Source organism: Hanstruepera sp. CR43 (genome assembly GCF_055227665.1).
Map to the genome: position 1 here is coordinate 1,816,125 of NZ_CP200078.1, position 12,663 is coordinate 1,828,787.

The 12,663-nt window shown below is 34.2% G+C and carries 16 protein-coding genes; all 16 read right to left on the reverse strand.

Annotated elements, in window-relative coordinates:
* Positions 1 to 13: 13 nt before the first annotated feature.
* On the reverse strand, positions 14 to 784 hold the full coding sequence (lolB1, locus tag ACKXGU_RS08315) for a lipoprotein insertase outer membrane protein LolB1 (protein WP_463464881.1): 771 nt from the start codon (positions 782 to 784) through the stop codon (positions 14 to 16).
* 5 nt (positions 785 to 789) lie between these two features.
* Positions 790 to 2,151: a tetratricopeptide repeat protein gene (locus tag ACKXGU_RS08320; protein ID WP_463464882.1), complete on the reverse strand. Its 1,362-nt coding sequence runs from the start codon at positions 2,149 to 2,151 to the stop codon at positions 790 to 792.
* A 42-nt stretch (positions 2,152 to 2,193) separates the two neighbouring features.
* On the reverse strand, positions 2,194 to 3,210 hold the full coding sequence (locus tag ACKXGU_RS08325; protein WP_463464883.1) for a sugar phosphate nucleotidyltransferase: 1,017 nt from the start codon (positions 3,208 to 3,210) through the stop codon (positions 2,194 to 2,196).
* 13 nt (positions 3,211 to 3,223) lie between these two features.
* On the reverse strand, positions 3,224 to 3,658 hold the full coding sequence (dut, locus tag ACKXGU_RS08330; protein ID WP_463464884.1) for a dUTP diphosphatase: 435 nt from the start codon (positions 3,656 to 3,658) through the stop codon (positions 3,224 to 3,226).
* Complete coding sequence (locus tag ACKXGU_RS08335; protein WP_463464885.1) at positions 3,648 to 4,406, reverse strand: DUF6090 family protein; 759 nt, start codon at positions 4,404 to 4,406, stop codon at positions 3,648 to 3,650. The genes dut and ACKXGU_RS08335 overlap by 11 nt, the downstream gene beginning before the upstream one ends.
* A 6-nt stretch (positions 4,407 to 4,412) precedes the next feature.
* Positions 4,413 to 5,840 carry an oligosaccharide flippase family protein gene (locus ACKXGU_RS08340; protein WP_463464886.1) on the reverse strand — a complete coding sequence of 476 codons (1,428 nt, stop codon included), beginning with the start codon at positions 5,838 to 5,840 and terminating at the stop codon, positions 4,413 to 4,415.
* Between the two features lie 59 nt (positions 5,841 to 5,899).
* The gene (locus tag ACKXGU_RS08345; RefSeq protein WP_463464887.1) at positions 5,900 to 6,352 is read right to left on the reverse strand and encodes a hypothetical protein; all 453 of its coding nucleotides are present in this window, start codon (positions 6,350 to 6,352) and stop codon (positions 5,900 to 5,902) included.
* Positions 6,353 to 6,513: 161 nt separating this feature from the next.
* Positions 6,514 to 7,374 (reverse strand): ATP synthase F1 subunit gamma, encoded by an 861-nt coding sequence (gene atpG, locus ACKXGU_RS08350; RefSeq protein ID WP_463464888.1) that lies wholly within the window; start codon positions 7,372 to 7,374, stop codon positions 6,514 to 6,516.
* A 61-nt stretch (positions 7,375 to 7,435) separates the two neighbouring features.
* Positions 7,436 to 9,016: a F0F1 ATP synthase subunit alpha gene (gene atpA, locus ACKXGU_RS08355; protein ID WP_463464889.1), complete on the reverse strand. Its 1,581-nt coding sequence runs from the start codon at positions 9,014 to 9,016 to the stop codon at positions 7,436 to 7,438.
* A gap of 54 nt (positions 9,017 to 9,070) precedes the next feature.
* The gene (gene atpH / locus ACKXGU_RS08360; protein ID WP_463464890.1) at positions 9,071 to 9,607 is read right to left on the reverse strand and encodes an ATP synthase F1 subunit delta; all 537 of its coding nucleotides are present in this window, start codon (positions 9,605 to 9,607) and stop codon (positions 9,071 to 9,073) included.
* Between the two features lie 6 nt (positions 9,608 to 9,613).
* Positions 9,614 to 10,108, reverse strand: a complete 495-nt coding sequence (locus ACKXGU_RS08365; protein WP_103050607.1) for a F0F1 ATP synthase subunit B — start codon at positions 10,106 to 10,108, stop codon at positions 9,614 to 9,616.
* Between the two features lie 75 nt (positions 10,109 to 10,183).
* Positions 10,184 to 10,390 (reverse strand): ATP synthase F0 subunit C, encoded by a 207-nt coding sequence (gene atpE / locus ACKXGU_RS08370; RefSeq protein ID WP_103050608.1) that lies wholly within the window; start codon positions 10,388 to 10,390, stop codon positions 10,184 to 10,186.
* Positions 10,391 to 10,410: 20 nt separating this feature from the next.
* Complete coding sequence (gene atpB, locus ACKXGU_RS08375) at positions 10,411 to 11,511, reverse strand: F0F1 ATP synthase subunit A (RefSeq protein WP_463464891.1); 1,101 nt, start codon at positions 11,509 to 11,511, stop codon at positions 10,411 to 10,413.
* A gap of 122 nt (positions 11,512 to 11,633) precedes the next feature.
* A complete protein-coding gene (locus ACKXGU_RS08380) occupies positions 11,634 to 12,035 on the reverse strand; it encodes a hypothetical protein (RefSeq protein WP_463464892.1) in 402 nt (133 codons plus the stop codon).
* Entirely contained in the window at positions 12,035 to 12,280 is a 246-nt protein-coding gene (locus tag ACKXGU_RS08385) for an AtpZ/AtpI family protein (protein WP_463464893.1), read from the reverse strand. The genes ACKXGU_RS08380 and ACKXGU_RS08385 overlap by 1 nt, the downstream gene beginning before the upstream one ends.
* Complete coding sequence (locus ACKXGU_RS08390) at positions 12,234 to 12,659, reverse strand: bactofilin family protein (RefSeq protein WP_463464894.1); 426 nt, start codon at positions 12,657 to 12,659, stop codon at positions 12,234 to 12,236. The genes ACKXGU_RS08385 and ACKXGU_RS08390 overlap by 47 nt, the downstream gene beginning before the upstream one ends.
* Between the last annotated feature and the right edge of the window lie 4 nt (positions 12,660 to 12,663).

The window sequence follows — 12,663 nt, forward strand, 5'->3', positions numbered from 1 at the left end:
ATGTCCGCATAAATTACTTAAGAATTATTTCATCAAAACCCGAGGGAATTTTAAAGGGATAACGTAAATCTTCATTCAAATTAACCGATTTATACGCTATTTCTATAATAGTTTCCTCATTCCCTTCCAGTACAATTATTTTCATGTTTTCGGGTAAGCTTTGTTTATTGACTTCTTGATAGTTTAAATAATCTATTTCCAAAAAACGGGATTCTGTAGCTTGTGACAATTGTTGAGAATCCATTTTGAAATGAGATGGGTTGATGATGTAAAACAATTCAAAAAGACTTAATTGGTTTTTAGGTTGAAACAAATAGGCATCATTATGAATGGACATATCATAAGTAGCCTTGTCCAACTCAAATATAGCATTCCCAAGCAACAAATTTTGCAATTTTTTAAAATCTAATTCGGTGCCCAATATATCACTTAAATAACTGTAGTCTCCATCAAAATAGGTATTATCCAATTTGTTATAAAAACTAACTTTATTTGGCGTGATTTTAGCTCGAATTAAATTCAATGCGGAATTTATCCAAATCACCTCATCTTTCAGCATTCTTAAGGTTACGGTATGTGATTGCGATTTGTTCTCTTGCGTGTAAACTACTTTTACTTTGGACTGAAGCGTTTTAAAATTAGCCGATTTTTTTGCATTAGCCTTTATAACTTCTTTTGATGACAATCCGAGGTTTTTTTCACCACTAGTCAATCCTTTAGAAGACTTGCATCCTAATAACACCATAAAAAAGACTAAAAAAGCACTAGCAATATTAATACGCATGTTCATTAATTTGAGGATTCTAATTGTTTTGCTTTATCACTAAACGTTTTTGCTTTAACAGTATTGTTAAGTTGCGTATATGCTATACTGATTTGTTGGTAAAAATCCGCTTCCATTTCTGGATCTTCGATGATATAATCTAATCCTGTTTCTAAAGCTTCCAAAGCTTCCTTTGGTTTTTTTAATTCATTTAAGGCAACACCCTGAATCAGATAAAACAATGGCTGCGATGGGAATTTTTCCAATGTTTCACGGCTCATGGATTCAGCTTCTGTGTAATTCTTCAAATCCAAATGAAGCAGCAGCACATTTCGTAAAATACCAAAGTTATCACCATCCAATTTTAGTGCTTTTTGGTAATAATCAAGGGCTTTATCCTTCTCTTCTTTTTTAAGAAAGTATTGGGCTACTTCCAAATAGGATGTCCCATTATTGTCATCTGTTATAATGGTAGTCGTTTCTACGAGGTCATCTTCATATTCGGGGTTTTCAGAAACAAATTTTACAAAATCGGCCAATACCATCATTTTTGCATCTGGTCTTATTCGTGAACTTTTAAGAACAATCTTCATGGATTCTATGGCTTTTTCAGCATCCTGATCATCTAAATAAAACTTATAAAGTGCCAAATGTACTAATTGGGAGTTTGGCTTTATTTCCAATAATTTTTTGGCTGTTTCAAAGGCTTTTTCCTTTTCGTCATTTTCACTATATCTATAAATTAAAGCCAAATAATTTGATTCTTCATCGGGATTATCCTCTACACGGTCCTCCAGATTTTCAATCTGTTCTTTTTTCCTACCGGTAGCTTCATAAATTTGATTTCTTATAATATCCCTTGTCATTGAAAGGCCTAATTCTGCATCCATTTCATCTAAAACCTCTAACGCTTCATCATACTTTTTTGTTTTCACATACAAGGTCGCCAAGTCTTCTTTGTAGTCAGGATGGTACTTAACCAGTTGTTTTACCGTTTTTATGGCATTATCATAATCATCTTGTTGGGCATATATATCGTACAACTCATCCAGATACCATTCATTACCTGGCTCCATTTTAACTGCTTTTTTTAAGGCGTCTTCTGCTTCTCCAAAATTCTTTAACTTATTATAGTTTTTGCCAAGCTCGTAGTAAAAGACAGATTGTGAATCGTCTATCTCTATGCATTTTAACAACGCATTGACAGCTCGGTCATAATTTTCAATACCTTTTTGTTTTAATGCTTCAAAAAAATACTCCTGCTCTCGGTCCTCTACTTCACCTAGGTCGTCATCAGGTGTTTTGTTATAGTCAATTTGGGCAAATTGTATTTGTGGGACCAATAAAAGCCCTAGGAAAAAGATAAAGATGTAGGTTTTACGTTTCATATATGAGGTTATTCTTCATATTTAAGAACAACAATTCAAAATTTATTCCAAAACAGAATAATCACCAATACTAACTTTCGAAAAGTTACCATCAAATTGTACATGATTTCCAATCATGGCTTCGTCTAAATTAGCATTTTTAATTGTTGTGTGGCTTTGAATTAAGCTATTTTTAACGGTTGAAGATTCAACAACTGTGTCATCACCTATTGATACAAATGGCCCAATGGTTGAATCCTTTAAAACAACATTCTTGCCAATATAGCAAGGCTGTACAATTTTAGAATTTTCAATTCTTAAGCTAGCATCTATTAACGCTTCATTGTCTTCATGTAAGAATCCAAGCATTCTGGCATTGGTCTCAATAGTAACTGCTTTGTTTCCGCAATCCATCCATTCATCAACCTGACCTGTTTTAAAAATCTTCCCTTTTGCCATCATGCCTTTAATACCGTCATTTATTTGATATTCGCCACCATTAACAATATTGTTGTCCAAAACATGTTGCAATTCATTCTTTAAAACGCCAACATCCTTAAAGTAGTATATACCTATAACTGCCAAATCACTCACGAAGAATTTTGGTTTTTCGACCAATTCGGTTATTTCATTTTTATCATTTAGATTAACAACACCGTAAGCTTCTGGCTTATCAACTTGTTTAACCCAAATTACAGCATCAGCATCTTCATCAAGATTAAAATCCGCTCTTATCAATGTATCGGCATACGCAATAACTGCAGGGCCTGACAACGACTCTTTAGCGCACATAATGGCATGACCTGTACCTAAAGGTTGATCTTGTCTATAAATTGTAGGCTTTGCGCCAAGGGATTTGGCCAAATTGTTGAGACTTTCCACAACATCATCGCCAAAAAAAGCGGGATCCCCTAAAACAAAGGCAATCTCTTCAATGGGTTGATTAATAACTTTAGCTATGTCTTTTACCAATCTGTGAACAATTGGTTCACCTGCAACAGGAATTAACGGTTTTGGAACGGTTAAACTATGAGGTCTTAATCTAGATCCTCGTCCTGCCATGGGTACTATAATTTTCATGATTTTGTTTATTTTATTTTGTTCCTGTACTACCAAAACCGCCTTCTCCTCGCGCTGTTTCGGATAAATTCTCAACTTCTTGCCATTCTGCCCGTTCGTGTTTGGCAATTACCAATTGGGCAATGCGCTCACCATTATTTATGACAAAATCTTCATTAGATAAATTAACCAGTATAACACCTACTTCACCTCTATAATCAGCATCTATGGTGCCTGGTGCATTTAAAACTGTAATGCCCTTTTTTGCCGCTAATCCGCTGCGCGGTCTAACCTGTGCTTCAATACCAACGGGCAATTCTATAAACAGCCCAGTACCAACAATACTTCTTTCAAGTGGTTTCAGAACTCTAGGTTCCGAGAGATTGGCTCGCAAGTCCATTCCTGCAGAAGCAATGGTTTCATAATGCGGTAACTCGTGATTGGATTTATTGATTATTTTAATTTTCATATTTTTCTATTTCTGATTGTAATAAATTCATAATTGATACCATTTCATCTCTTAAAATTGGTCCTTCAATAAAAATACCATCCATATAACCATAAACATAAACCAGTAGATTTTCATATTTATCCGATTCAATTAATTCAATTAGACTTTGTTTAAATTCCATTAGATCATCATTAGAATTTTTTTTAGTGTTGTAAGAAATGCTAAAATTAATCTTTAAATTTCCTGTTTGAAAGGGGTATAAATTACTTTGAGTAAACAACATAACGTTCGTTTCTTCTTCTTTATAATCGTTTAATAAATCTTGAAATCTGGCAATTTTCAGTTTTAACGAATCATTGGAAATCAACTCAATTTTTCCCGAATTAATAACTGAATTGTAGATGCCTTGAAATGGATCAAATGTGAAGTTATTATTAACGTTACGATTCAAGCTTCTTAAGCTGTCCAAAGATAATTCTCTTGGGTTAGAAGCCATCATAGTTTCAATCGCTTTTTTACGATTTAAATGAAATTTATAGGCTCTATCAAAATTATTAAGGTTTTCATTAAACTCTTTAAAAAGGCTTTTTAGTACTTTTAATTCCTCTTTTTTCAATTCACGCTTGTTGTTCCAGTTACTCACTTGAAGCGCCAACAGAATACCAATCATCACTAAAATAATCTCGCCAACAGCATACTTTAAATAACGACCTGTCTGGTTATCATTTAGAAGCTGCTTGCGTATTTTATTGAAGAATTTAATCATGTGTTTCTACTGCCTACTTAAGAGTTGTTTGATTTGATTCTTTTCAGAAAAGCCTACAATAATCAAAAATACTAAAACCAAAGCAGTGTTTAGGTAATAGTTATTTTTGGTTTTCAATATTAAAGCAGAAAACAAAATAGCTAGAATTAAATAGAATCCTATCTTTTTCAAATTGTAAGGAACTGGGTAAAATTTTTGTCCTAAAAAATAAGACAAGAGCATCATAAATCCATAAGCAGCTAGCGTTGCCCATGCCGAAGCCATAAACCCTATTTTAGGAATCATAATGTAGTTAAAAGCTATTGTAATTATTGCGCCAGCAATAGACAGATACATACCATATCGTGTCCTATCTGTTAACTTATACCAAATTGCCAGATTAAAATAAATGCCTAAACATAGATTTGCCAGAAGTACTATTGGAACAATGTCTATTGCAATCCAGTAACTTGAGTCTTTTACTAATAACTCTTTTATAATATCAAGATAAGCCACTATAAATATCAACATAAAACTTCCGAAGATTACAAAGTATTTCATGATGGTTGCATAAGTACTTTTAGCATTTTCTTCTTTTGAATGATTAAAGAAAAATGGTTCGGCTCCCAGTCTAAATCCCTGAATAAAAATAGTCATAAAAACGGCTATTTTATAGCAACCACTATAAGCACCATTAATATCTTTACCTAGCATTTCTGGAAGTAACCACTTGTCAAAATTTTCATTAATGACATAAGCTAAACCTGCAACCATTATTGGCCAACCATAGTTTAGTAATTGTCTTAAAATTGAAAAATCGAATTGAAGTTTTGTTTTAAAAAAATACGGTGACAATAACAATAAAGTCGCTATACTCGCGACAAGGTTAGCGATAAATATGTATTTAACTAAATCGTTATTATCAAAATCAAAAAACTGAAATCCAAACTTTGGAATTGCCCAAAGAAAAAAGAAATTTAGCAGTACATAAATAGCTATGTTGGAGAGTTTAATTGCTGCAAACTTAATTGGTCTTCCTGTTGCCCTTAAATAAGCAAACGGAGCTACTACAAGTGTGTCCAAAACTAAAACTCCAATTAGTAACTTAAAATAGTTTTGATTCAAATTTACCAACGAGGCTAACTGTTCATTAAAACTAAACACAACAATAAAAAATAAAATTGCTGTTATAGACAAACTAATTAGGGTTGTGGAAAACACTTTGTTTTTTTCTTCACTTTTACTGAAAAACCTAAAGAATGCTGTTTCCATTCCGTAAGTCAACAACACATTAAAAAAAGCTGCGTAAATGTAGAACGTTGTGTTGTCAGAATAACTAGTTGTTTCTAATGTGTTTGTGTGAAGTGGCACCAAAATAAAGTTCATCAATCTCGGTAAAACTGTTGCTAAACCATAGATTACTGTATCTTTAAAAAAGGTTTTTAATGCGGCCAAAAGCTATTATTTATTCTGCTAAAAGTACGTTTTTAGTTAACGTAAACCAAAGAGATTGGTTATTCTTCATTAGGCGGAACTCGAGGGTAATATTCTGCTTGTTTTTCAATCAGATTTTTAACCTTAAAATACTTGACTTCATTTTTTTCAATATAACTCAAAACACATTCGGTTAACTCCAGTTTATGAGGAAATATATTGCCGTATTCATCAAGTTTGTTACCGCTCATGTTTAGGTCAGGCTTTCTATTCAATGCTGTTTCAAATGATGCTATATAACCTATTTTACCTTGTTCAAGTTTAGCCTTTAATCCTCTAAAAAAAGCACTGTCAAAAACTACATGCTTTTTGTTTTCCTTGACGGGCAAATACAAATGGTATCCCGATCCGCCTCCCTGAACACCAGCTACCCATTTTTGAAAGAAGACATCCCCCAAAACAAAAGGTGGTTTGTCTTCTAGTTTAACCATTCCTTGTTGCGCTTTAGATTTAGAACTCGAACATTGAGTCATAGTTATTGTCGCAAAAACTAAACTAAACAAAAGGAGTATCACGTACTTGATTTTCATGGCATGACATAATAGAATTATAAATATACAATTTCAAAATTAATGCCATAAAAAAACCTCGCATTATGCGAGGTTTCTGTTATTTAATTAAATCTTAAAACCGTTTAGTTGTTTAATGCTTCCGCACCACCAACGATTTCAAGTATCTCATTAGTAATAGCTGCCTGACGTGCTTTGTTATAAGTCAATTTCAACTGGTCTCTCAATTCTGTTGCATTATCAGTTGCTTTGTGCATAGCTGTCATACGAGCACCATGCTCACTAGCAAATGAATCTCTGATAGCTTTAAATAATTGAGTCTTTAAAGATTTAGGGATTAACTGTTCTACAATCTCTAATTTAGAAGGTTCAAAGATGTAATCTAGATTGACATTAGCATCGCTTTCAATTGGCACAATTGGTAAAAATTGTTCAGTGATAACTTCTTGGGTAGCTGCGTTTTTGAACTTGTTGTAAACCACTTCAATTTTATCAAATTCTCCTGCAACAAATTTATCCATCAACATTTCAGCAATTTCAGCAACATTATCAAAAGTCAAATCATCAAAAACAGCACTATTGTTAGAGATAACCTTGTTAGTCTTTTTAAACGCATCATTGGCTTTTTTACCAATAGTTACGTAAGAGACATCTTGGTTGGCATACTTACCTGATGCCAATTTATTAACTTCTTTTATAATATTGGAGTTAAAAGCACCTGCCAAACCTCTATTTGACGTAATCGCAACAATTAAAACCTTGTTGACCTCACGTTGTTCAGAAAACTTGCTTCCAGAGTCCGCATCTAAAGTAGCACTCAAACTTTGTAATAGCTCGGTTAACTTATCTGCATAAGGACGCATGGCAGTGATAGCATCTTGTGCCTTTTTCAATTTTGCAGCTGATACCATTTTCATGGCACTGGTTATCTGCATGGTTGAAGACACCGATGATATTCTGTTACGTATTTCTTTTAAATTTGCCATATTTAGTCTTTAGTTATTAGTGGTTAGTCTATAGTCTTGCTGACTAACGACTAAAGTCTAGTTATGCTCTATATTTTGCTGATAATTCTTTAGCTACAGTCATCAAAGTATCTGTAACCTCATCAGTTAATTTACCGGCTTTAAGAGTTGCTAAAGCGTCACTGTGCTTCGCCTTTAAAAACTCAATAAAATCACGTTCAAATTCCTTTACTTTCTCAACAGGAACATCTCTTAACAAGTTTTTAGAACCTGCATAAATGATTGCAATTTGATCTTCAACAGTATATGGATCGTTTTGAGCTTGTTTTAATATCTCAACGTTACGTTTACCTTTTTCAATAACATTTAAAGTAGCCGAATCTAAATCAGAACCAAACTTCGCAAATGCTTCCAGTTCACGGAATTGAGCTTGATCTAATTTTAATGTACCAGCAACTTTTTTCATGGATTTAATTTGAGCGTTACCACCAACACGTGATACAGAAATACCTACGTTAATTGCTGGACGAACACCCGAGTTAAACAAGTCACCATCCAAGAAAATCTGACCATCCGTAATCGAAATTACGTTTGTTGGGATATACGCTGATACGTCACCTGCTTGTGTTTCAATAATTGGTAAAGCTGTTAACGAACCACCACCTTTTACAATTGGCTTTAAGGTTTCTGGTAAATCGTTCATTTCTTTTGCAATGGCATCGTCATTAATAACCTTTGCAGAACGCTCTAATAAACGTGAATGTAAGTAGAAAACGTCTCCAGGATACGCCTCACGTCCTGGTGGACGACGTAACAATAACGATACCTCACGATATGCAACCGCTTGCTTTGATAAATCATCATAAATGATTAACGCTGGACGGCCAGTATCTCTAAAATACTCCCCAATAGCAGCACCTGCCATAGGCGCATATACTTGCATTGGTGCTGGATCAGAAGCATTAGCTGCTACAATAGTTGTATAAGCTAAAGCACCTTTTTCTTCCAATGTTTTGGCGATGTTAGCCACTGTAGATGCTTTTTGTCCTACAGCAACATATATACAATATACAGGCTCACCTGCATCATAAAATTCTTTTTGATTTAAGATGGTATCGATACAAACTGTTGTCTTACCAGTTTGACGGTCACCAATTACCAACTCACGCTGACCTCTACCTACAGGAATCATGGCGTCGATTGACTTAATACCTGTTTGTAATGGTTCAGTTACTGGCTCACGATAAATAACACCAGGTGCCTTACGCTCCAATGGCATCTCATAAGTTTCACCAGAGATAGGACCTTTACCATCAATTGGGTTTCCAAGTGTATCTACAACACGACCAACAATTCCTTCACCTACATTGATAGATGCAATGCGATTGGTTCGCTTAACCGTAGATCCTTCTTTAACGCCTTTAGAATCCCCTAATAATACAATACCAACATTGTCTTCTTCAAGGTTTAATACAATACCTTCTAAACCGCCTTCAAACTCTACTAACTCACCGTATTGAGCATTTGATAGTCCGTAAGCACGTACAATACCATCACCAACAGTTAATACTGTTCCTACTTCGTCTAATGAAGCACCTGCTTCAAAACCTGAAAGTTGTTGTTTTAAGATTGCTGATATTTCAGCTGGTTTTACTTCTGCCATCTTTTATTAGATTTTGCATGTGGTCATTTCGAGAGCCTCAATGACCACCTATTTTTAATTTAATGTAAATTCTCTTTTTAACTTATTCAATTTATTGGCAATACTTGCATTGTACTGAATATCACCAACACGTAAAATGAAACCACCTAAAATGCTTTCATCAATTATATTTTTTACTTCAACCTGTTTGCCTGTAAGCTCTTTAACTTTAGCAAGCACCTTAACTTTTAAATCATCGGTCAATGGCACTGCAGTTGTTACTGTAGCTATTTGAGTTCCTTTCAATTCGTCGTATAGACGATTGTAATTCACTGCTACAGCTTCTAATAAGGAAATTCGCTTATTAGCAATTAAGGTATCTATTAAATTTCCTGTAAGTGCATTGGTATTATTGAATACTTGCATCAACACCGATTTCTTAACAGAAGACCTTACAACAGGACTTTGAAGCATGTCGCTTAAGTCTTTATTTTCCGCAACAGTCAATGCAACCGCTTTCATATCCGTGTTTACAGCTTCGGCAGTATTCTGCTCCGATGCCAAACTCAATATTGCTTTTGCATAACGTATTGCTGCTCTTGTACCTGCCATTTGGTATTAATTTAAAATTGCTTCTCCTAACATGGATTCAACTAACTGAATTTGTTTGTCTTTGTTAGACAACTCTTCACGAACAACCTTTTCAGCAATCTCTAAAGATAATGTTGCTACGTGGTTCTTTAATTCAGACATGGCTGCTTTTTTCTCACTTTCAATAGCTGCCTGGGCTTGTTCAATAATTTTATTTGCTTGAGACTGTGCCTCATCTTTGGCATCCGCTATCATTTTAGTCTTGATATCTCTAGCTTCTTTTAACAATGCTTCGCGTTCTGCACGAGCTTCGTTAAGTATACGTTCGTTGTCAGCATGTAAGTTTTCCATTTCCTTTCGAGCGTTTTCAGCAGAAGCTAAAGCTTTTTTGATGCCTTCTTCTCTGTCTTCAACAGCGCCAAGAATAGGTTTCCATGCAAATTTTCTTAAAATGAAAAGCAAACACAAAAATGTTATTGCTGTCCAAAATACCAATCCGAATCCAGGTGTAATTAAATCCATTTCTTTTTTGTTTTAAATAACTTAAATTTTAAAATATTGAGGCAACCAACCGTTACCTCAATATTTAAGTAATCATTAAACGATTAACGCTGCTACAACGCCGAATAACGCTACCGCTTCTACGAAGGCTGCTAAAATTAATGCAGAAGATTGAATCTTACCGTGCATTTCTGGTTGACGTGCCATAGCTTCCATAGCAGATCCACCAATTTTACCAATACCTACACCAGCTCCGATAGCTGCTAAACCAGCTCCAATAGCTGCAATTCCAGTAATAGTCATAATAATAAAATTTAAATTAATTAATGATGCTCTTCTTCGGTTGCCATGCCAAAATATAATGCTGACAACACTGTAAATATATATGCTTGTATTGCTGTAACAACAATTTCAATAATCCCAATGAATAATGAGAACGCCACTGAAACTGGAGCAACCGCAACTGTTTTAAAAATAAAAATTAAAGACATTAACGCTAAAATGATAATGTGTCCTGCTGTAATGTTAGCGAACAAACGAATCATAAGCGAAATTGGCTTTGTGAAAATACCTATCAATTCAATAGGCATCAAAAATATCTTCATTGGAACAGGAACTCCTGGCATCCAAAATATATGTTTCCAATAGTTTTTGTTTCCGCTAAACGTTGTAATAATGAATGTAAAAAGTGCCAATGTCATGGTAAAGGCAATATTACCACTTAAGTTAGCACCATTAAGAATAGGTATTAAACCAAATATGTTGTTTATCCATATAAAGAAGAATACAGTAAGCAAATAAGGCATGTATCTTCTGTATTTCTTTTCGCCTATCATGGGTTTTGCAATTTCATCTCTTACAAAAACCACTAATGGTTCTATGAAACCAGCAATTCCTGTTGGCACATTATCTTCAGACTTTTTATACCGTCTTGCAGCACCAACAAAAATAAGCAACAACACCAAAATAGATACCCACATCATAAACACGTTTCTCGTAATAGAAAAATCAAGAGGTGTAACTGCATTGGTTGGGTGGTGTTCCGCATCGAATTCAACGGCATGTGCGCCTGAATTTAATTGGTAAATTTTTTCATGAGATTTTACGAATTGCATACCATTCTTTTCAACAATAGTATGACCCGTATCGTCATGATGAAATTCGCTAGACATAAAGGTTACCAATCCATTGTCGGTCCAAAGTATAATAGGAAGGGGAATTGAGATGTCTTTTTGGTTCTCTTTTCCTTCATGTAAAGTTATGATGTGGAATTCATGTGCATCCTTAACGTGATGCATGATCATGTCCTTCGCATTAAATTCTTTATCTTCTTGAGTATCTGAATTTTCATTGGCAAAACCACTCAATGATGTTGCTAAAAACAATGCAGATAAAATGGCGCTTTTAAAGGTGTTTAATGTCATTATATTTTGCTTAAAAATACCTTGCTTTAAATTCCGTGCAAATGTACGTACATTATATTAATTGTCAAACAATAATTTCATGATTATTTTTTGAGCAAAAATCAGCAAAAAAGAACGGCTTATTAAGGTCGTTTATTTAGGAATTTGGTGAGCGAAAAAACTTCAAAAAATAAATACAAAAAGTACGGGATAAAAAAGTTGAACACATCTGGTTGTTTATTATCCATTCCAGACAATAACAATGGCAATAAAAACAAAATAGCTAAAACCATTTTTAGAAAAGTACTCAACATAAAGGTGTTAAAAATATCTGTTTTCCCCTTTGAGTATTTATAATTGATGATGGTATAAAGTGCAGTCGTAATAATAAAATGAAAAACATAAACTTGCCAAATTGGGAAGAAAAATGTTATGCCTTCAGCAAAATGAGATAGTAAATAAGTATGTGCGCCAAACAAAATGAGTGTAAAAATCACATTTTGTATTAAAAAAGACATTTGTCTACTTTTGAATGATTGTGCCATTAATTATCGTCTTTTGAGTTTGCAATAATACGTCTTATTACAAAAACAATGGCCAATATTACTGAAGATAATGATAGAATTATAGCGTAGAGATTGTGTTCATTGGGAAATTTATCGTCCAATTTAACGCCTATAAAACTGCCAATTCCAATAATAGCAAACATTTGAATGGCTATACTGGAATATTTAGCATAGGCGTTAAGCTGTTTGCCCTTGTTGTTTTGGCTTTGATTCTTGGAGTTCACCTTTATTAAACTCTTTTACAGCACCCTTCATAGTGCAATTAACATTAAATGTGGCCCCTGGTTCAACCGCTAACTTGCCTAGAACTACTTCTCCTTCAATGTGGGCTGTAGATTTTAAAGTCAACGTTCCTGAAAGTGTTAATTTGCCAGAAAACTTGCCTTCAAAATAAGCATCAGTACCAACCAGCGTTCCTTTAACAAAACCCGATTTTCCAACAACTATTTTTCCTGGCGAACGCAAGTTGCCCTCCACATTTCCATCAATTCTAAAATCGCCATCACTCACCAAATCACCAATTACCTTTGTTCCTTGGGCAATGATATTTTGGTTGGAGGTGCTTTCGTTAGAAGGTCTTTCTTTTTTGTTTTCTGAAAACATAACT

Excerpts from the sequence above, each read along its gene's own strand:
- lolB1 (WP_463464881.1), bottom strand. The coding sequence starts at position 784 with ATGCGTATTAATATTGCTAGTGCTTTTTTAGTCTTTTTTATGGTGTTA.
- ACKXGU_RS08320 (WP_463464882.1), bottom strand. The coding sequence starts at position 2,151 with ATGAAACGTAAAACCTACATCTTTATCTTTTTCCTAGGGCTTTTATTG.
- ACKXGU_RS08325 (WP_463464883.1), bottom strand. The coding sequence starts at position 3,210 with ATGAAAATTATAGTACCCATGGCAGGACGAGGATCTAGATTAAGACCT.
- dut (WP_463464884.1), bottom strand. The coding sequence starts at position 3,658 with ATGAAAATTAAAATAATCAATAAATCCAATCACGAGTTACCGCATTAT.
- ACKXGU_RS08335 (WP_463464885.1), bottom strand. The coding sequence starts at position 4,406 with ATGATTAAATTCTTCAATAAAATACGCAAGCAGCTTCTAAATGATAAC.
- ACKXGU_RS08345 (WP_463464887.1), bottom strand. The coding sequence starts at position 6,352 with ATGACTCAATGTTCGAGTTCTAAATCTAAAGCGCAACAAGGAATGGTT.
- atpG (WP_463464888.1), bottom strand. The coding sequence starts at position 7,374 with ATGGCAAATTTAAAAGAAATACGTAACAGAATATCATCGGTGTCTTCA.
- atpA (WP_463464889.1), bottom strand. The coding sequence starts at position 9,016 with ATGGCAGAAGTAAAACCAGCTGAAATATCAGCAATCTTAAAACAACAA.
- atpH (WP_463464890.1), bottom strand. The coding sequence starts at position 9,607 with ATGGCAGGTACAAGAGCAGCAATACGTTATGCAAAAGCAATATTGAGT.
- ACKXGU_RS08365 (WP_103050607.1), bottom strand. The coding sequence starts at position 10,108 with ATGGATTTAATTACACCTGGATTCGGATTGGTATTTTGGACAGCAATA.
- atpE (WP_103050608.1), bottom strand. The coding sequence starts at position 10,390 with ATGACTATTACTGGAATTGCAGCTATTGGAGCTGGTTTAGCAGCTATC.
- atpB (WP_463464891.1), bottom strand. The coding sequence starts at position 11,511 with ATGACATTAAACACCTTTAAAAGCGCCATTTTATCTGCATTGTTTTTA.
- ACKXGU_RS08380 (WP_463464892.1), bottom strand. The coding sequence starts at position 12,035 with ATGGCACAATCATTCAAAAGTAGACAAATGTCTTTTTTAATACAAAAT.
- ACKXGU_RS08390 (WP_463464894.1), bottom strand. The coding sequence starts at position 12,659 with ATGTTTTCAGAAAACAAAAAAGAAAGACCTTCTAACGAAAGCACCTCC.